Origin of the sequence: Pseudoalteromonas sp. NCCP-2140 (assembly GCF_023708065.1) — a bacterium.
Classification (GTDB): domain Bacteria; phylum Pseudomonadota; class Gammaproteobacteria; order Enterobacterales; family Alteromonadaceae; genus Pseudoalteromonas.
This window is the reverse complement of sequence record NZ_BRCZ01000005.1, coordinates 282,637-302,476: the sequence shown is the minus strand read 5'-3', so window position 1 is coordinate 302,476 and position 19,840 is coordinate 282,637. Positions and strand designations below refer to the sequence as shown.

The window sequence follows — 19,840 nt, the reverse complement described above, 5'->3', positions numbered from 1 at the left end:
CTACAAATCTTAAAGCCTAAATTGCATCTGGCTGATTTTGTGGTGCAGCATCAATAAAGGCATCAAGCTTATTACATTGCTCATATACAGCAGCAATTTTAGGGTACTTGGTCATATCAACCTTAAAGCGCAAGGCATTAAATACTTGCGGCACTAAGCACACATCAGCAAGCGTTGGTTTGTTGCCCACACAAAAAGTGTTCGCTTCATCAAGTAGCTTTTCGATACTCTCAAAGCCAACTTCAACCCAATGCTTATACCAGGTCGTTTTTGCTTCTTCATCAACACCAAGATCGTTAGCTAAGTACTTTAATACGCGCAAATTATCGATAGGGTGGATATCGCACGCTACGGCATAACATAAATTACGGATCTGAGCTTTTTGCCATGCATCACCCGTTAAAAGAGGCGTTTCTGGATGAGTTTCTTCTAACCACTCTAAAATAGCCAGCGATTGCGCAAGTACACCTTGATCAGTTTCAAGTGCTGGCAATAACCCTTGTGGGTTTTTAGCTAGGTACTCGTCACTTTGTTGCTCTGATTTTAATAAATTAACCGTCACTAACTCGTGACCAATGTTCTTTAAATTAAGCGCAATGCGAACTCGGTATGCAGCTGATGAACGAAAATAGCTATAAAGTTTCATTATACGTCCTGTTTACCTGTGAAATGTTTTTTAATCGTGCGCCAACAATCTGTGTAGTTAGGCTGACGCTCTTTACCTTCAAGGGCATATTTAGTTGGTGAAATAACGTAACGCGATTCGAACATAAATGCCAAAGTGTTTTCGTAGCGTTGTGGTTCAAGCTCAGCATTTGATGCTTTTTCGAATACATCGGCTTCTGGACCATGTGGCGACATGCAGTTATGTAAGCTAGAACCACCTGGTACAAAGCCATGCTCTTTAGCATCGTACACACCTTCGATTAAGCCCATAAACTCACTCATAATATTACGGTGGTAATAAGGTGGGCGGAATGTATTCTCAGCCACCATCCAACGTGGAGGGAAGATAGCAAAATCGATATTAGCGACACCTTCTGTACCCGATGGTGATGTTAATACAGTAAAGATTGATGGATCTGGGTGATCGTAACTTACTGTATTCATAACATTGAATCGAGCAAGGTCATACTTGTAAGGTGCACTGTTACCCGTCCAAGCAACCACATCTAATGGCGAGTGGCCAATATCGCAACGGAACATATTGCCATTGAATTTAGCAACGAGTTCAAAATCACCTTCTACATCTTCAAAAGCCGCTACAGGGTAGTGGAAGTCACGGTCATTAGCATAACCATTAGCACCCACTGGGCCGCGCTCTGGTAAAATATAGGCATGGCCATAGTTTTCACAAATATAACCACGTGCTGTATCAGTAAGTAAATCAACTGCGAACTTAATGCCACGAGGAATTACGGCAATTTCTCCTGCACGAACGGTTAGTTGCCCGCACTCAGTTCTAAGTAATAGCTCACCTTGTTGCGGCACAAATAACATTTCACCATCAGCATTATAAAAGTAACGCTGTTTCATTGATTTATTAGCGACATAAATATGAATACCAATACCTGTTTGTGCATTGGCACTACCGTTGGCAGCCATAGTGACTAAACCATCTATAAAATCAGTTGGCTGTTCTGGAATTTCAATTGGGTCCCAACGTAGCATTGTCGGTGGTGTTGGCACTTCGGTGATAGGAGCTGTACGAATAAGGCCATTATCAATTGGCGTGTAATCACCTTGTATTACTGACGGGCGAATGCGGTAAAACCAAGTACGACGGTTATCAGCACGGGGCGCTGTAAATGCCGTTGTGCTGAACTGCTCAGCATATAAATCGTATTTAACTTTTTGCGGGCTGAATTGACCGATAGGTAATGCACCGGGTAATGCTTCGGTTTCAAATTCATTACCAAAGCCTGTCATATATTGTAATTCGTTATTCATCACTAGACTCCTGAAAGGTTTTAGGTAAGATACTCTCATGTGAGACTAAATTCAAACTACACTGAATTTACTTGTGTAAATATTCTTTGACAGTAGTGCAGCCATGACGACAGATAATCAAACAACGCTCGATTTAAAACAGTTCTTACCTTATTCATTAACCAATATTGCAATGCAAATGAGTGAGCAGTTTAGTGAGCTATATCAACAGCAGTTCGATTTAACCGTGCCACAATGGCGTATAATTGCGAATTTGGCCCAATATGGCGAGCGTACTGCCAAAGAATTATGTGATATGGCACAAATGGATAAATCAACGGTGTCTCGTGCAGTAAAGTCGCTATTGACCAGAAACCTTATAATAGCCAAAGAAAACCCTAAGGATAAACGCGCAAATTTATTATCACTATCCGTTGAGGGGAACCGTTTGCATGAACAAATTGTGCCATTAGCAAACGAGTGGCAAGCCGGTTTAGTGAGTGACTTAGATAGCCAAGAACTTAAACAATTTATGAACACTCTTAGTAAGCTTTCCAATCACTTAAATAAAAATGTGTAATTCTGTAATCAAGGCTTTATAGCAATTGATTTAGACAATCGATACGTATATGATAATGGCTATCATTTACAATTAGAAACTTGGATGTCCCCCTATGAAATTAGCGTTAAACACCGTTAAAACACTAGGTCTTAGCCTAGTATTAGCATCTACTTTTATTGCCCAACCTGTATTGGCAAATGGCCCAATTGGTGAGCACGTTAATCATCTAAAAGAAAATTTAAAAGATTACTCAGAAGACGTTGAGTGGATGATCGGTAAAGTTGACACCATGGTTACCGATTATGAAACAAAAGGCGCAAAAGCAGTTAAAAGCGATGATTTAATTGAATACTGGGAATCAGTAAAGATTCACAGTGCGATTGAAACGAATTATGTACCGGTTTATGCATCAATCTGGCAAGGCATTTATGGTATCAAAATGGCCATTGATGACAAAAAACCAGCAAGCGAAGTTCGAGAGCACCAAAAGACCTTAAATGCTGCCTTGTGGCAGGGTCTTGGAGCTGTTAAACTTGCTGCCGACTTCCAGCAAAAAGGCTTATTAAAAGCTGTAAAAGCAACTGCTTCTGAAACAATGACGCAAAGCGCTACTATCGATGAGATCAAACATAAATTAGACCGTGTTGTTGCAAAATACGCAGAACGTTTAAGCGATGAAGCAACCCAAATTGTACACGATACTTACCTTCACTTATTCGAAGGTGTTGAAGGTACACTTATCGAAAAAGATGCGAAGTTAGTAGAAGTTCTCGAAAAAGATTTTAACGTAACCCTGCCTAAAGCTATTTCTGATAAAGGGTCTGTTGACCAAGTACGTGCAGTGGTTGTTGATATGCAAGAAAAACTAGATCGCGCTAAGGTGTTACTAGAAGAAGCCGAAAAAGCACGTAAGGATGTATTTTAGTGAAGCGTAGGACCTTTATTCAAGGCCTGGCTGCGTTTGGGGTGGTGGGCGCAATGCCGCTACCTCTTTCTCGTGCCTTTGCAGCCTCTGCTGCAAGCCCAATTTCAGTGAAAGACTTACCGGCCCTAGAGGGTGACTTAACCTTATATTTAGGCCGTGGTGAAGGTGGTTTGTACGAAAACGTACTGCAATCAATCCAAAAGAAAAACCCAAAACTTAATTTATCAATTCGCCGTGGCCCAACTGCAGCACTTGCCAACATGATTGTGGCTGAAGCGAAAGCGGGTGTTAAACGTGCTGATTTATTTTGGGCCGTTGACTCAGGTGCGATTGGCTTAGTAACAGACGCAGGTTTAGCTAAAGCCTTACCATCTGACTTAGAAGCGCAATTACAACCGCAGTTCCGCTATCCGGGCTGGGCACCAGTGACAGGTCGTATTCGTACATTACCTTACAACACTAAGCGTTTATCAAAAGATCAGATCCCAGATAGCATAATGGCCATTGCTGATAGCGATTTATCAATTGGTTGGGCACCTGCTTATGCTTCTTTCCAATCATTTGTCACGGCAATGCGTATTCTTGAAGGTGAAGATAAAACCGCTAAATGGCTTAAGAAAGTTCAAAAACGTTCGAAAACCTATGCCGGCGAGCTTGGTGTAGTGATGGCCGTTGAACGTGGTGAAGTGGATATTGGTTTTGCAAACCATTATTACACCTTACGTCTTAAATCAGGTAAACCAGATGCAAACCTTGATCTTGCATTCACCAATCAAGATGCCGGTTGCTTAGTTAATGCATCAGGTGTGTTATCGCTGACAGACAACCCGAACGCAATGAACTTTATGCGCTACTTACTAAGTTCTGAAGTACAAAGTTACTTAGCACGTGAAGCCTACGAAATTCCATTGATTCAAGGTATTGACCAGCCAGCTGGATTACCAGCCTTAACGGATGTGTCGCCGCCGAAAATCGATTTAACTCAATTGGCAGATTTAAGGCCAACACTCGACCTTATGCGCAGCAGCGGTGTTTTATAATGCGCATACCTGCTTCTTATCCCATGGCGCTGCTTGCAGCGCTTTTGGCGTTAGTGCCAGTTTATATTCTCATCACTTTAGCCAGTGATGCGACGGCTGTTTTTGATAGTCACAATTTAAAAATTCTGGGTAACACTTTATCACTTATGGTGTTAACTGTTATAGGCTCTATTTTAATTGGCGTGCCTCTGGCGTTTATTAGTGCCTATGTTCAACTTCCTTTTAAAAAGCTTTGGCTTGTTTTGTTTGCAGCTCCACTTGCTATTCCAAGTTATATTGGCGCGTTTACTTTATATGCAGCATTTGGCCCCGGTGGTGAAATTAATCAGCTGTTAGGCTTTGAAACCCCGCCTATGTATGGCTTAACGGGTGCCGCCATTGTAATGACGCTGTACACGTTTCCATTTGTAATGCTAACAACGCGTTCGTCTTTACTTAGTCTAGATGCCAGCATGGTAAACGCGGCTCGCACTTTAGGTATGTCGATGCCAATGAGTGTGTTTAAAGTCATATTACCGCGTGTAATAAACGGTATTGCGGCGGGCTCATTACTGGTTGCACTTTATACTCTATCCGATTTTGGTACACCGGCGATGATGCGCTTAGATACCTTTACTCGCGTTATCTATGTTGAATATAACGCCTTTGGTCTAAGCCGAGCAGCGATGTTATCGCTACAATTAATGGTGATAGTAGGCTTTTTACTGTTCATCGAATCACAAATTAAAACTGCTTCTGAGCGCCACGGTAGACCGCTAATGTTATTTCCATCTAACGGGCAAAAGTTAGCCATGTTAGTGACTTTTCTACCGGTTTTATTACTTGCTATTTGTTTACCGTTAGCCATTTTTACTCTCTGGCTTGCCCGCGATGGTGTTGCTGATTTTGATTTCAGCATTGCGTGGAATTCTGCTTATGCATCTGGTATTGCGGCTATTGTTGCTGTTGTCGTTGCTGTGCCTGTAGCGCATGCTGCCTTAAGCGGTAAAGTAGGGCGCATTATGGAACGAGTCACTTATTTCGGATTTGGTATTCCGGGTATCGTAATGGGGACGGCGCTTGTCTATGGTGGACTGCAATTACCGCTTTTATACCAAACTCTGGCATTATTAGTGATTGCCTATGTGCTGCGCTTTTTACCGCTTGCAGTTGGCTCAGTGCGTACCAGTACAGAACACTTAGACTCGAGTTTAATCAAATCGGCACGTGTATTAGGTGCCAGCCCTCGTGAAGCATTTATGCGTATTACCTTGCCTTTAACACTGCGCGGTATCATTGCTGGTGCAGCCTTGGTATTTTTAGAATCAATGCGAGAGCTTGAAGCAACATTGTTACTCGGCCCAACAGGATTTGAAACCCTATCAACCTATTTGTGGCGAGTTTATGAAGCCGGTTATTTCGGTCGCGCTGCCATTCCTGGGCTCTTGTTGGTAGTGATATCAGCATGTGGCTTAGCTATAATGCTCTCAGGTGAAAAGCGCAGTCAATTAGAACATTAAGGATCAGTTTAATGCTATCAGTTAGTAAGCTGTCTATCGATTATGGTAGCAATCGTGTGGTAAGTGAACTTAACTTATCACTTGGGGAAAGTGAGATCCTCATGCTAGTTGGTCCAACTGGCTGTGGTAAAAGTACAATTTTACAAGCGTTAGCTGGGCTTATTCCTATCAGCGAAGGCGAAATTAACTTAGGCTCATGGCGGGCAACACCCAAATTAAAAGTACCACCAGAAAAGCGTAAAGTAGGAATGGTATTTCAAGACTTTGCTTTGTTTCCGCACTTAACGGTACAGCAAAATATTTGCTTTAGGTTAACCGATACCTCAAAAGCAGATCATTGGATTAAGTTACTGGGTCTTGAAGCATTTCGTGATAAAAAGCCCGCTACTTTATCGGGTGGTCAAAAGCAGCGTGTAGCCCTTGCCCGTACACTAGCTCACGAACCTGACTTCGTATTACTTGACGAGCCGTTATCAAACCTTGATGCAGCTTTAAAAGACACCCTTCGTTGGGATATTCGTAATGCATTAAAAGATGCGGGTGTTCCTGCTATTTGGGTAACCCATGACCAAGAAGAAGCCTTATCTGTCGGTGACCGTGTTGGCGTACTGAAAGAAGGCATTATTCAGCAAATCGATACTCCTGAACGTTGTTTTAGCTTACCAAGCAATCGCTTTGTTGCACGCTTCTTAGGTGAAGCAAGTTTCATTGCTGGTAATTGTGAAGATGATATTGCCACCACTAATTTAGGTAATGCACCAGCGATTAGGATTGATCATGATACTGCAAAAGTTGATGTATTACTTCGCCCTGATGATATTCACCTTATTCAAAATGCAGCTACTAGCAATGGTAAAGTGACATGGGTACGTTACGAAGGTGGCAGTCGCTTATGCGCTGTAAAATTAGCGTGTGATACTGTAGTGACAAGCCGAGTAAGCCATGAAGTGATGGTACGCCCAGGTGATGCAGTGCATGTATCTATTAACACAACACACCCACTTGCAGTTTACGCAGCTTAAATATCTGTGCAGGTCTCACTGGCCTGCATTTTCTCATCAAAGTAGGTCGGGCTTTAGCCCGTCATCATTCAGTGTTTAAACATTTGTCGCCATAAATGACGACCTACATAACAATCTTAGATCGAGTTAAACATCAGCACTCTGGCATCAGACGGGATATAAAATCGCTGCTACTTGCTAACTTTACTCTAGAAGCTTTACCCTTGTTCCTTACTAACTTTCCCCTAGTAGCTTTACTCTCGTAACTAGCTACTCGCTAACTTTCTCTAAAACGTAAAAAGCCCGCCAGTAGGGGCGGGCTTTTGTTTTATAACAAGGTTAACTCGTTATTAGAATGTGTAACGTACACCTACACGCATTTCCCAAACTGATGCGCTGCTTTGAGTTGCAGTTTTACCATTGTTAGGGTTGAAGTCTGAATATACGTAACGACCTTGATCATCAAGGTCTACGGTCACCATGCTGTTACCAACAAAGCTACCTTTCTTAAGTACGCCCCAGTCATCGTTTAACATGTTTGTTAAATTATCGATAACGAAGAACACTTCACCTTTATGACCAGGCATGAAACCAGGTAACTCTTGAGTCATCTTGAAGTTAACTTTAGTGAACCAATCAGCATTTTGACGGTTACGACCAGAGATTTCACCACGAGCTAAGCCTTGAGCAGAAATCCACTCGTTAAACTCAGTTACTTCTTCAGGAGTCATGTCGTAAACAACATTCGGGTCATTCACTTCAGGGATATACATTAACTGACGACTACCGTTTGAGTTGTTATCACCCCAAACATCATTGTCTCTATCATCAAATGTGTAGCTGTAAGGTAGACCTTTGTATGTTTCGCTGAATAGGTTGAAACGTGTGTTGTAACCATCAAACAACTCAGTTGTATAACCTAATGTCATAGTAAAGCGATGTGGGATCTCGTAATCAGATGTGTGTGCACCTGGGTTAGTCGGATCATATGTCGCTAAGTTACCGTAGTTTGAACTCGCTACAGAGCTTGTCATAGGGTTAACATCAGTTGAGTCAGTGTAAGCATAAGCTAGTTGTACGCTAATACCGTTATCAAAACGTTTGCTCATTGCAGCTGAGATAACATGAGACTCACCGCTGTTACCACTTACATTAGTCAGTAGTAAATCGCCGCTACGGCCTGTTTCTTTTTCTTCAAGAATTGGGCGACCATCAAATGTTGTTTCACCAGAATCTTGTAACGCGATATCTTCTAGGAAAGCAGCATCTTTACGTTTAGTGAATAAGTAATCTAGTGAAAATACATACTCATCTTCAGTTGTGTATGTTGCACCTACTGAGTATTTCCACTCTGATGGCATTTCGAAATCAGGGTCAACAGCATTTACCGATGAATCACCTGAACCAATGACTGTGTTTGCAACTTGATCGTAAAGGCTTTGAGGTACTTCGTAACCCGGTGTACCGCCGTTTACGTTTGGTGTAGCGAATAAGTCAACACCACCTCTGATTGATGTACCAATGTTAGTGATACCATCATTCGAGTATGAGTTAGATAACCAAACGTTCGGGTTACCACCAGAGAATAGGCCAACACCTGCACGTACTTCTAATGCATCTGTTGCGTACCATTCAAAACCAACACGTGGTTGAATTAAATCGATACCGTCGAATGTTGATTGGTTGCTGAAACCGTAACGGTTTGTAAAGTTTTCATTGTAGTTTGGTTTGTCGTCACTTGTGTATTTGTCGTAACGTAGACCAAACGTTAATGTTGCATCTAAATCTGTAAAGCTGTACTCATCTTGCACATATAAAGTGTGTTGTGCATAAGAGAAGTTAGCCGCAGCATCAGTTGGATCATTTGTACCAGCTGCGTTATTGTAGTAGACACGATCTGCAAAACCATCTTCAAAATCATCTACAGATCTAAAACGCCACTCACCTTGAGTGTGCTGAACGAATTGGTTAAATACGTCTAATTCTTCAAACTCATAGCCAGCTGTGATCGTGTGTTGATCAAGGTAATATGTACCTGCAATTTTTGCTGTCACTGTTTCGTAGCTAAGAGCATTTGATTGACGAGAATCATCTGGACCAATATAGATAGTACCGCCGTCTTCTGTACGAATTTGCATTTCACCGAAGCTACTAGCTGCATCTAAAGAGCGAACAGTCTGATCTAACTCTGATTTACCTAAACGAATTTCAGTTGAAAATTCATCAGACCAATCTGAGTAAAGTGAACCAATGATTGATGTAAATTCAGCACTTTGCTTGAAGAAATGATTATCTAGAGTAACAGTGTTGCTGTAAGCATCTGACTGAGACAGTGTAAAACCATCGTTATAGTTATAGATTAAGTTTGCACGGTGGTCATCGTTGATGTTCCAGTCTAACTTAACTAAGATTTTTTCATCTTCAACTGGTGCGCTCGATGGCATGCCACCTGCGTCATAACCGTAAACATCTTGAGCGATTTGTTGTACACGTGCAACGTCTGCAGCTGTAACACTACCTGTGTCTAGGCCGCCGTAGTTGTATTGCTTAACACCTTCAAGTTTTTCGTAAGATGTGAATAAGAAAAGGCTATCTTTAATTAGTGGTAAACCAACGTTGAAGCCATAACGTTTTTCAGTGTAATCACCGTTATCGTAGTCTTCACCTTCGATTTTGTCGCCTTTCATTGAATCATTTGTGTAATCGAAGAACATACCACCGTGTACTTCGTTACCACCTGATTTAGTAACAGCGTTGATGTTACATGATGTGAAACCACCATATTGAACATCAAAAGGTGCTAGTTCAACTGCAACCTGTTCGATTGAGTCAAAAGAGAAAGGTGCACGGATTGTAGGGTAACCGTTAGAGCTTAAACCGAAGTTATCGTTCATACGAACGCCGTCTAGCGTTAAGCTGTTGAAACGTGGGTTACCACCACCACAGTTGATTGAGCCGCGGCTATCGTCAATTGTTACACGTGGGTCGATACGAACGATATCTTTTAAGTCACGGTTGATAGCTGGTTGGTTTTCTAAATCTTCAAGTGTGAACGTTGCAGCTGGGCCTGTACCACCAGACATACGGCTGATTGGACGACCAGTAACTACGATTTGTTCTACATCAGATTGTCTCTCTAACGTAACATTAACTGGGTAGTCAGCACCCACTTGTAGGTTGATGTTGTTGAATGTTTGATCTGCGAATACGTCAGAATCTACAACAACGCGGTAAGGACCACCTACACGTAGGCCTTTTGCTGTGAAGTAACCCGCATCGTTCGTTTCAGTTTCTTTAGTTGAACCTGAAGGTAAGTGAACGATAGTAATCTTAGTTCCTGCAGCAGGGTTGCCGCTAGGACCTTTGATTTGACCCTTGATAGCAGATGTTGTTTCATTTGCTAACGCTGCACCACTCACACCAACACATGCTGCAATAGCAAGTGATAGAGCTGTTTTGCGGAGTTGGATTTTCATTATGTTATTTCCCGTGTTAGAGGTTATGTTTCATTTATAGTTTGCTGTCAGTTGGCATCTTAAGTGCCTTTACTAACGGTTTTGCTGATTTATCAAATAGGTTATTTAATAAACCTGCCAATCTTATCCCGCCTTGTTGTAGGCGAGTTTTAACAATCGGTAAGTTTGTATAGATATAACTATAACTTACGTTTGTTTCATTTTCTTTATACAGAGAGTTTGCAATATTATTTGATTCGATTAACCAATCGCTAGGTGAACTGGCAAGATAGTCCTTTATTAACGCTTGATTTGATGTATTTATAAATTGCGCAAACTCAGTATAGGACAAATTTTCATTTTCAATGAGTTTTGTGTCCCACAAGCTATGTAAATTGGTATCTTGACCGAAGAATGTTACAGAAATATTGTTGCCGCCACGATCTTCGCCGCGACCTGCATGAAACGGTTGATGGCTATCACCAACAAGGTGAACTAAAAAACGCAGTGCGAACTGTTTTTCACCTAGTGAAGCTTTTTGGTTTTGTAATACTGAGATTGAATATTCCATGCCTTCAAGGATATCTGACACGGTTTCTTTGTTATGGTGGGCATGTGAGTCGTAATGAGGTTTAGCATCGCCTTCTTTAAAGTTAATGTAATGCCAGCGCGAAGACTTCTTTTGCCAGAATTTTTCTGGAGCAGAACGCATTTCATCAGCCCACGTCGCTACCTGTGGTAAAGAATCACCATCAAGTAAAGGAACTAATGCTTGCTTGGTGGTGTATGTAATATGCTTAGATGCAATTTCACCAATAATACGGTGACCATTCTGACCCCATGCATTAGCCGGGTTACTTAACACAGCTGAAATAACTGGTGTCGATAACAGCAACATTTTTATTGTTTTTTGTAACATTGACTCAGTGTCCAAAAATGAATGTGCCCTGAAGCACGATTTCTTGATGCATATTTTCCTGAATTTAAAAGCAAATAGAAAGGACTCAATAAGATTCATAATTTCTTGTTCATATATATTATTTATCAATAACTTAAAATATTCAGGTAAAATTACTTGTTGTAATAAGTAAGAATAATTGTTCAAATAGAGACAACGAAGCGTAGTTGGCTATTAAAATTGAATTTAAGAACAATACTAATAAAAAAATCGTCGATTGTTACATTTTTGTTTCTAGCAGTTATTTTGTTTTTTTATATCGGAATTTTGCAGGGTAAACCGGCTGTATCTGATATAGATGCATTTATTGAAACATCATTCCAATGTGATACTAAATCAGAGGTTAATCTCAACGAGTTGGTGGTGTATTCATCTGGCAAAGTATTGGCTGAGGATGTTGCTAAAACTTTATGCGCTGATGACATCATTAGTAAACAATACGGCAAGGTCACCTCTTATTGGGGTTATAAAACATCTGACACAATTGAGTTTTTAGGTAAAGGGATTGCAGATTTGATCCTGGCTAAAGAAAACTTGATTAATGCCTTTATGGCCGAGTCAACCTATAACTACCAAGCAGTTGTTGGGTTTCCTGACTACACTGCTTATTTAATTTCTAGTAAAGAAAAGCCACGCATTGAAAAAAGCTACTTTTTAGATAAACGTATTGGTTTGCTTGATTACCCAACTAGCCGCTCTGGACACATTTTACCTAAACAATTATTTAAAAAATTAGATATCAACCTAGAAAACCTTAATATCACTTACGCAAGTTCGCATACTGAATTAAGAGAGCTGCTTGCAAGTGGTAAGGTCGATTTAATTTCTTCTTATTGGCAAGACAGCGACCAGCAACGCTTTTCTAAAAACTACATTACGCCTATACGCGACAATATAAGTGGTAGTCGTTGGTATTTAAAAATGCAGGATGAAAACACCGACCTTTTATGTGCAGTTCAAGCGCAGTTAACTCAATTAGCACACAATCAAAATTCTCATTACTTTAATCATGTTGAGTCTTTTTGGGAATGTGAGTCGACTCAGCAAACAATGAAAGTCGGGGGTAGCAATGCTGCCAATTAGAGTAAAACTTGCTTATGGCGGAGTATTTATAAGCTGTTGCTTGGTTTTATTTGCCAGCTTTATTACAGCAAAAGCTTATAAGACAACAACTAATGATGCCCTGACTCTAGCAAAAGTCGAAAACCGCATTGCCCTTGATTTAAACCATTTAAATTTACCTGATGATTTTTTAAAGCATTCAGGTAGTAAAGATATGGTATTCAATTATATCGCGCGTCTTAATGCACAATTAGCTGACTCCGGCGTGATGGTTTACTCCATTGAGGGGATCTCTGATTATCCTGCTCGTGCAGATTTAATCACTAAGCAATTGCATGCACCACAAAAATCATTAACTGTTAGCTTTGTTGTGGCATCGTCTTTATTTGCTAAAGATGATATCGCTGTGTTGATTTTGGTGTGCTTATTTGCAGCTGCATTTACTTATTTATTATTTATAAGTGAACGCACTAAAATCCAAATTGCTAAACATGAACCAGAAGTTGCAATTCAGGCAGAAGAAAAGCCTAAATTGATAGTCGATCTTCAAAATAAGACTTTGGCTGCTAGCTGTGCTGTTGATAAAACAGTGGCGCTTGCTAATAAACCGCTGTGCTTTTACCTTGCATTGGTTGAGTTTTGTATTGAACATCCTGATGTAGTGCTTAATCAAAATAAAGATGTCCCAGAAGAATTACTGACTTTAGCAAACAAGTATTTTTACCGGTTAGTAGAGCTTGGTCACACAATACGTAAGCGCCCAAACTTTACCAATAGTTTAGAAAAAACATTAAGTGAAATTCGGGCAGCACTTGATGAAGTTTGGCAAGAGCAGCCTGAGATAAAAGAAACCTATTATCCACCTAAGGCCCATGGTGAAGGCTCTCGTTCTCGATTACATCATTACGGATTGAAAGCGATTGAGATTGCCGATATTGAAGTCATTGGGAAGTAATCTAGTTTAAAAGTAAAAAGGGAAGTCACTGACTTCCCTTTTTCTATTTAAGTAGTCTTTATTTAGGGGCGTAATCAGCCGCTTTAACAGGACTATTTTGCTCAAAGAAACGTTTTAATGCCTGTGCATCTGTATCATCTGTACTCACAAAGCCTTTTTTATTGGTAAGTGTAGGGTAACCATCACCACCAGAGGCATTATAGCTGTTAATGCTCATACGATAAGTTTTAGCCATATCAAGTGGTTTACCGGCAATTTTAACATCAGATAAAGTTTCATTGTCGCGCTTAAAGCTTAGCTTATAGTATTGTAAGTAAGCACCTGAATCAGGTGGGAAAGAAGTAACAACTTGTAAGTAGTCAAATAGCTCTTGGCCTGTCATATCAATATAGGTGATACGGTTTTTAAAAGGATGAACTTTTAAAATATCTTTATAACTTACATCGCCTGCTTGAATGCTATCGCGAATACCGCCACCGCTTATCAAACCAAAATCAGCACCCACTGACTGCATTTGTGCAGCAATAATAACACGTGCTAAGTTTACTTGTTCATAGCGTACTTTCTTGCGGTCACCTTCAAGTTTTGCATCCACGTTACCTATTTTACCAGCAATTTGTGCTGCGCCTTTTTGCTGATAAACCGCAAGGATGTCTTGTAAGTTTTTGTTTGGTTCAATGTACTCAGCCGCTAGCTTTTTATTACCGTTTTCATCATCGATATAAAGATTTACCGGAATAAGTGAGTAATTGAGCAAAGTTAATTCATCGTTTTCTAATTTGAATTCAGCTTTACCAACATATTTACCCCACTCATGGGCTTGCATGATCCAAGTTCCATTTTGTTGGTCAGGCTTACACTCTTTACCTGGCATAAAGCTTTCGTCAGCAACATTGTCCTCTTTCATACACACAGGCTCTTGTGAATGACCGCCAACAATAATATCAAGCATCCCTTTTGGTAAGTTGCGTGCCATAGTCACATCACCGGGGGCATTAATACCAAAGCTAGCATCAACATAGTGACCCATATGTGTAACAGCGATAGTTATATCTGGGTTGTATTGTGCTTTTATTTTTGGCACTAAATTAGCTGTTACTGTAACAGGCCCTTTAAAATCAAGACCACCAATATACTGTGGGTTACCTATTTTAGCTGTATCTGTCGTAGTTAAACCAATGACAGCAATTTTCAGCCCATTTTTTTCAAAGATTTCGTAAGCTTGGTAGCGTGGCTTACCTGTATTTTTATCTATTATATTTGCTGATAGAAAAGGGAAGTTTGACCATTTTTGTTGTTGATCAAGTACTGCCAGTGGATTGTCAAACTCATGGTTACCAATTGCCATAGCATCATAACCAATTACCGACATACCTTTAAAATCTGGCTCCGCGTGTTGTAAGTCAGACTCTGGAATACCCGTATTGATATCGCCACCAGAAAGCAGTAAAACAGCATGGCCTTGTGCTTTAGCTTTGGCTTTTAGTTGATCAATTAAAGTCTTACGAGCAGCCATGCCATATTCACCTTGTTCGTTATGCCAAAAACGACCATGGTTATCATTAGTATGAAGCAGAGTTAAATATTGGGCTGAATCAGTATTATTAGAAGAGGAGCTACATGCGGTTAGGGTAACCAGTAGCGATGTTAGTAAAAAAAAGCGCATAATTGTTTGCCTGAATAGAGCAGTAGGTTAATTATGCGCTTAGTTTAAACGACTTAAGTTTAAATTAAATGTATTTTATAAACTTTTGTCGCTATTTTCTGTATTTAGTTGTCCTGTTGCGGCAAGTTGTCTGCGTTGTAGTTCTTGTTCTGCGTAATGAGACTTTTGATGATTATTGCCGACCATCCAATTTAAAAAACTAGCGGGTAACTTACTGTAAGGCTCACCTTGGTGTAGGCCAAAATCGCATATTGCGTTCTCTTCATTCGCCATGGTTCATTCCTGTGTGTTCATTGTTGTCGTGCTGATACTAACAAACTGAGCCTATTTGATAAGACGATTTTGATTTATTCTTTAAATTTTTTATAACCATAATGAATACATGGTGTAAATTAATGTAACTGAGATGTAATTGCTTTGGCGCGTTTTGTGTAACTGTTTTGTTTGCTATTTAAGCGTCAGTCTATTTTGTTTAAGCTTCTTGTAGTTTTATAATAAAAATTATCAGGAAAGATAAACAATGAAAAAACATCTACTTGCAACTGCTTTATTGGCTAGCTGTTTTACAGCCAATGCTACTATTGTTGAAATGCAGACAGATCTGGGCAGTATTACTGTTCACCTTTATGACCAACATACACCTGTTACCGTTGAAAACTTTTTAAACTATGTTGCAGATGGCAGCTACGACGGTACGGTTATCCATCGCTCAGTTGATAACTTTGTATTGCAAGGTGGTGGTTTTAAATTTGATACTGATTTTGAGGCGATAGAAACTGCTGACGCTATTACCAATGAGCCAGAGCTGTCGAATGTTAAAGGTACCATTGCAATGGCGAAAGTTGGTGGTAATGCTAATAGTGCGACAAGTCAGTGGTTTTTCAATTTAAAAGATAACAGCGCTAACCTCGACTTACAAAATGGTGGCTTTACTGTTTTTGGTGAAGTAACTGTACAGAGTATGGATGTTTTAGAACAAATCACCTCTTTAGTTCACTGTGGAGAAATCCCAGTAGTAAATCTTAATGAAGAGCAGTGCCCAGATACAACATCAGGTTTCAGTGGTGAAAACTTATTTTACATTAACAGCGTGACTGTGATTGATGATGATCCGAATTCGTCTGCTTCTTTGTCACCAAAAGAGAACACGCTAATTGATGAAGATAACTCTTCAGACAATGAAGGTAGTAGCTCAGGCGGGAGTCTTGCGTGGATGCTATCTTTATTAGCTCTTGCAGGCTTTAGTCGTCGTAAATAATTCCAATCAATAAAGTTAATAAGGCGCTAAAAAGCGCCTTATTTCTTTGTATTGATGTTTATTAGAAGATTCTAACTAAAATAAGCACCCACATTATTAGCATTATAAAGCTACTGACAACAAAACTATAATAGCGCGCCTTCAAGGTGTTTGAAGTTAAGTGTATTACGCTATGAATAATTCTTAATGCAACATAAACCCAAGCAAGGGCAACAAATACAGTACCTACAGCATTGACTTGCAGAGCTGTTAAACAGGCAATAAAAAACAGCACAGGCATTTCGAATTGATTGATAAAGTTACGATCTGCTACGCGAACATTATCCCCAGCCTTTTCAAGCTCCATTGTTAAGAAGTCTTTCATCTCGATGGTTTTTTGTTTTGCCGCACGAAAACGACGCTTACCCATAATGTACATGACTGCAAAAGTCAGAAAGACCTGAGTGAACATTGCTACAATTAGCCACTTTTCCATAGCTCATCCTTTGTTATAGTTATTGCTATTAATCTTAACCGTAAGTATTACATTTTCACAATGTGTTACAAAGTTTTGCTGTAACTTAGCTGAAAAGCATTGAATTGCGGCGTTCGAAAACACATGATAAATAAAAATTTATTCAATTTCTAATGGATACAAAATAATGAAAAAAATAATTGGACTCAGTGCAATCGCTTTTGCAGTGTTAGCAGGTTGTTCTTCTACTTCTACCACAACGCCTCCTGCAGCTAATACTAACCTTATTCCTGACTCGTTAGTTATCAGCCCAAACGACACCCGTGAGTACAAAACATTAAAACTAGATAACGAAATTGATGTAATTTTAATTTCAGATCCTAGTGCTGAAAAATCAGCTGCTGCTTTGAGTGTAGGCGTTGGTTTATTGCATGACCCTATGTCGCAACAAGGCATGGCGCACTACCTAGAGCATATGCTGTTCCTTGGTACAGACCGCTACCCAGACACTAAAGGTTACAGTGATTTCATGACCAAAAATGGTGGCGCGCATAACGCTTACACCTGGTTAGATATCACAAACTACATGTTCAAAGTGAACAATGATGCTTACGATGAAGCACTTGATCGTTTTGCGGATTTCTTTAAATCTCCAAAGCTTTATCCTGAGTACACAGATAAAGAAAAAAATGCGGTAAATGCAGAATGGTCAATGCGCCGTGAAATGGACTTTTTTGGCCAATTTAAACTAGCGCGTCAAATGATGGGCTCACACCCTGCAAACCGTTTCTTAATTGGTAACCTAGAAACTTTAGGGGACAAAGAAGGCAGCAATCTGCATAAAGAAACCGTTGCTTTCTATAACAAATATTATTCATCGAACATTATGAAAGTGGCGATGATCTCAAATCGTCCACTAGCTGAAATGGAAGCAAAAGCTAAACAGTATTTTGCTGATATTGAAAATAAAAAAATCGAAAAACCAACGGTGACTGATAAGTTAGACTTTTCTGTTGCTGGCGGAAAGCGTGTTTACTACTCACCAAATGAAGATGTAAAACAACTACAGTTAGAGTTCACAATTGCTGATAACAGTTCACAGTTTGCGGTGAAACCAAATCGTTTTGTTTCTTACCTTTTAAGTAACGAAATGCAAGGTAGTCCTGCGCAAATCTTGCGTGATAAAGGCTGGGTGTCACGTTTATCTGCTTCTGATGCTCCAACACAATATGGTAACTACGGCAGCTTAACGGTAAATATTGAATTGACTGATGCTGGCATGCAAAACCGCGAAGAAATTGTCGCTATGGTTATGCAGTACATTGCGCTTATTAAAGAGCAGGGTGTTGATAGCAAATACTTTAATGAAATTCGTACATCGTTAAACAATGAATTTCAATTCCTTGAAAAAGGTGATGAGTTTGGTTATGTAAGTAACTTAACTGATAGCATGCAAAAGTTCCCTGTGAACAACGCAATTAACGCACCTTATTATTATGCAAAGTTTGATGCAGATGCGGTGCAAAATGTGCTTTCACAATTAAACGAAGATACGCTACGTATTTGGTATATTTCAAAGCAAGAAGAAACAGATTCACAGCTGCATTTTTACGATGGTAAATACCGCATTGAAGATATCAGCGAAGCAGAAGTTGCTAGCTGGAATAAACCAAGTGAATACGCTTTAGCATTACCAACAGTAAACCGCTTATTACCTGAAAGCTTCGCAATTAAAACCGCTGAGTTTAAACAACAGGCGCACCCTGAACTAGTATTTGATAAGCAAGGTGTAAAAGTTTGGCGCCAAGCAAGTCAGCAGTTTGCTGAACAGCCAAAAGGCCTTGTTGAAGTTTACATTAATACGCCGGATGCCCTTGTGAATGTAAAATCACAAGTTCTTTATGCAGTGTGGGCTGATCTTTATAACTTACAACAAAGCAAACTTAGCACAGAAGCAGCTGTTGCTGGTATGAGTCTAGGACTACAGCCTAGTAACGGCCTTGTGTTATCGCTAAGTGGTTTCACTGATAAACAAGATGTACTTTTAGCTCAGGCCCTTGAAAATCTAACGTTAGATGTGTCTGAAGAAGGTTTTGCCCAAGCAATCGATCGTTTTAAGCGTGATTTACTCAATCAACAAAAGCAGTTCCCATTCTATCAAGCATTCGGTGAGTACTCTAAGCTTACACGTAGTGGTAAATTTGACACCGAAACCTTGATTGCAGCGGCAGATACACTAACCCTTGCTGATTTCGCGGCTATTAAACAATCTACACTTGCTGCCAATGATCTACGCGTATTCACTTTTGGTAACTATAACCAAAACGATGTTGAATCTATTGCGAGTAAGCTAACCGCTATACTACCTAAAGGTCATCAAGCGACTGAGTTTGCCAGAAGCAAAGCCTGGTTACCTCAGCCTGGTGAGCGTATTGTACTGCAAAAAGATATAGATGTAGCGGATGTAGCAATTATTGATATGGTTGTACACCCAACCCCTGGCTATAAGCAAAAAGCACAGGCACAAATTTTACAAAGCCACTTTAGAACCGTAGCGTTTGATAAGTTACGAACTGAAGAGCAATTAGCTTATGCGGTTGGTGCATTAGCGCGTCCTATCGAAGACTACTCTGCATTGGGTCTTTATATTCAAACACCGGTTAAAGGCCCTAAAGAAATGCAAGCGCGTTTTGATGAGTTCAAAAAGCAATACGCTGTTGAGCTTGATAACATGACAGAAGAAACATTTGCACAACTTAAAAATGCAACGCTTGTGTCTTTAAAAGAGCAACCTAAGAATTTAAGTGATGAAATGTCACCGCTTATTTCTGATTGGTACCGTGAAAACTTCAACTTTGACTCTAAAGAAAAGCTTATCGCTGAAGTTGAAAAAGTGACATTGGCTGATCTGAAAGATTACTACAAGAAAACCATGCTCAATAGTGAAGCTGCACGTTTAAATATTCAAATGCGTGGTAGTAAGTTTGCAGATAAGCCATTTGCTGATCTGAAAGACCAAACAAAAGTTGAAAACTTAGAGGGTTATTACAAAGGGATCAAATTCCAAAAGTAATTT

General features: G+C 39.9%; 17 protein-coding genes. 9 read left to right on the top strand and 8 right to left on the bottom strand.

What is annotated here, in order from left to right; genetic code table 11:
* Positions 1 to 16: 16 nt before the first annotated feature.
* Positions 17 to 646 carry a maleylacetoacetate isomerase gene (maiA, locus tag NFU46_RS12840; RefSeq protein ID WP_251602339.1) on the bottom strand — a complete coding sequence of 210 codons (630 nt, stop codon included), beginning with the start codon at positions 644 to 646 and terminating at the stop codon, positions 17 to 19.
* Positions 646 to 1,950 (bottom strand): homogentisate 1,2-dioxygenase, encoded by a 1,305-nt coding sequence (gene hmgA, locus NFU46_RS12835; RefSeq protein WP_251602337.1) that lies wholly within the window; start codon positions 1,948 to 1,950, stop codon positions 646 to 648. The genes maiA and hmgA overlap by 1 nt, the downstream gene beginning before the upstream one ends.
* A 103-nt stretch (positions 1,951 to 2,053) precedes the next feature.
* Here hmgA and NFU46_RS12830 point away from each other — a divergent pair, with 103 nt between their 5' ends.
* The 5 genes from NFU46_RS12830 to NFU46_RS12810 all read left to right on the top strand — a co-directional run bounded on the left by NFU46_RS12830 (position 2,054) and on the right by NFU46_RS12810 (position 6,977).
* Positions 2,054 to 2,509, top strand: a complete 456-nt coding sequence (locus NFU46_RS12830; protein ID WP_175081443.1) for a MarR family winged helix-turn-helix transcriptional regulator — start codon at positions 2,054 to 2,056, stop codon at positions 2,507 to 2,509.
* Between the two features lie 94 nt (positions 2,510 to 2,603).
* On the top strand, positions 2,604 to 3,416 hold the full coding sequence (locus tag NFU46_RS12825; protein WP_251602334.1) for a hypothetical protein: 813 nt from the start codon (positions 2,604 to 2,606) through the stop codon (positions 3,414 to 3,416).
* Positions 3,416 to 4,456 carry an extracellular solute-binding protein gene (locus tag NFU46_RS12820; RefSeq protein WP_251602332.1) on the top strand — a complete coding sequence of 347 codons (1,041 nt, stop codon included), beginning with the start codon at positions 3,416 to 3,418 and terminating at the stop codon, positions 4,454 to 4,456. The genes NFU46_RS12825 and NFU46_RS12820 overlap by 1 nt, the downstream gene beginning before the upstream one ends.
* Entirely contained in the window at positions 4,456 to 5,955 is a 1,500-nt protein-coding gene (locus tag NFU46_RS12815) for an iron ABC transporter permease (protein WP_251602330.1), read from the top strand. The genes NFU46_RS12820 and NFU46_RS12815 overlap by 1 nt, the downstream gene beginning before the upstream one ends.
* An 11-nt stretch (positions 5,956 to 5,966) precedes the next feature.
* Complete coding sequence (locus NFU46_RS12810) at positions 5,967 to 6,977, top strand: ABC transporter ATP-binding protein (RefSeq protein WP_251602328.1); 1,011 nt, start codon at positions 5,967 to 5,969, stop codon at positions 6,975 to 6,977.
* Positions 6,978 to 7,306: 329 nt separating this feature from the next.
* Here NFU46_RS12810 and NFU46_RS12805 read toward each other — a convergent pair whose 3' ends face one another.
* Both NFU46_RS12805 and NFU46_RS12800 read right to left on the bottom strand, forming a co-directional pair.
* Positions 7,307 to 10,432 (bottom strand): TonB-dependent receptor, encoded by a 3,126-nt coding sequence (locus tag NFU46_RS12805; protein ID WP_251602326.1) that lies wholly within the window; start codon positions 10,430 to 10,432, stop codon positions 7,307 to 7,309.
* Positions 10,433 to 10,466: 34 nt separating this feature from the next.
* Positions 10,467 to 11,330, bottom strand: coding sequence for a S1/P1 nuclease (locus NFU46_RS12800; RefSeq protein WP_251602324.1), 864 nt, complete (start codon positions 11,328 to 11,330; stop codon positions 10,467 to 10,469).
* A gap of 219 nt (positions 11,331 to 11,549) precedes the next feature.
* Here NFU46_RS12800 and NFU46_RS12795 point away from each other — a divergent pair, with 219 nt between their 5' ends.
* Positions 11,550 to 12,452: a hypothetical protein gene (locus tag NFU46_RS12795; protein WP_251602322.1), complete on the top strand. Its 903-nt coding sequence runs from the start codon at positions 11,550 to 11,552 to the stop codon at positions 12,450 to 12,452.
* A complete protein-coding gene (locus tag NFU46_RS12790; RefSeq protein ID WP_251602320.1) occupies positions 12,439 to 13,386 on the top strand; it encodes a hypothetical protein in 948 nt (315 codons plus the stop codon). Before NFU46_RS12795 ends, NFU46_RS12790 begins: the two co-directional genes overlap by 14 nt.
* 58 nt (positions 13,387 to 13,444) lie before the next feature.
* On the opposite strand, the gene ushA is transcribed toward NFU46_RS12790, so the two are convergent.
* The 3 genes from ushA to NFU46_RS20535 form a co-directional block, all read right to left on the bottom strand.
* Positions 13,445 to 15,052 carry a bifunctional UDP-sugar hydrolase/5'-nucleotidase UshA gene (gene ushA / locus NFU46_RS12785; RefSeq protein WP_251602318.1) on the bottom strand — a complete coding sequence of 536 codons (1,608 nt, stop codon included), beginning with the start codon at positions 15,050 to 15,052 and terminating at the stop codon, positions 13,445 to 13,447.
* A gap of 75 nt (positions 15,053 to 15,127) precedes the next feature.
* Positions 15,128 to 15,325 (bottom strand): hypothetical protein, encoded by a 198-nt coding sequence (locus NFU46_RS12780; RefSeq protein WP_054563072.1) that lies wholly within the window; start codon positions 15,323 to 15,325, stop codon positions 15,128 to 15,130.
* Between the two features lie 231 nt (positions 15,326 to 15,556).
* On the bottom strand, positions 15,557 to 15,625 hold the full coding sequence (locus NFU46_RS20535; protein ID WP_350338400.1) for a hypothetical protein: 69 nt from the start codon (positions 15,623 to 15,625) through the stop codon (positions 15,557 to 15,559).
* On the opposite strand from NFU46_RS20535, the gene NFU46_RS12775 reads away from it, so the two are divergent.
* On the top strand, positions 15,603 to 16,310 hold the full coding sequence (locus NFU46_RS12775) for a peptidylprolyl isomerase (protein ID WP_405030664.1): 708 nt from the start codon (positions 15,603 to 15,605) through the stop codon (positions 16,308 to 16,310). The genes NFU46_RS20535 and NFU46_RS12775 overlap by 23 nt on opposite strands.
* Before the next feature lie 61 nt (positions 16,311 to 16,371).
* On the opposite strand, the gene NFU46_RS12770 is transcribed toward NFU46_RS12775, so the two are convergent.
* Positions 16,372 to 16,785 carry an MAPEG family protein gene (locus NFU46_RS12770; protein ID WP_175080616.1) on the bottom strand — a complete coding sequence of 138 codons (414 nt, stop codon included), beginning with the start codon at positions 16,783 to 16,785 and terminating at the stop codon, positions 16,372 to 16,374.
* Between the two features lie 166 nt (positions 16,786 to 16,951).
* On the opposite strand from NFU46_RS12770, the gene NFU46_RS12765 reads away from it, so the two are divergent.
* Positions 16,952 to 19,837: an insulinase family protein gene (locus NFU46_RS12765; protein WP_251602314.1), complete on the top strand. Its 2,886-nt coding sequence runs from the start codon at positions 16,952 to 16,954 to the stop codon at positions 19,835 to 19,837.
* Positions 19,838 to 19,840 lie beyond the last annotated feature (3 nt).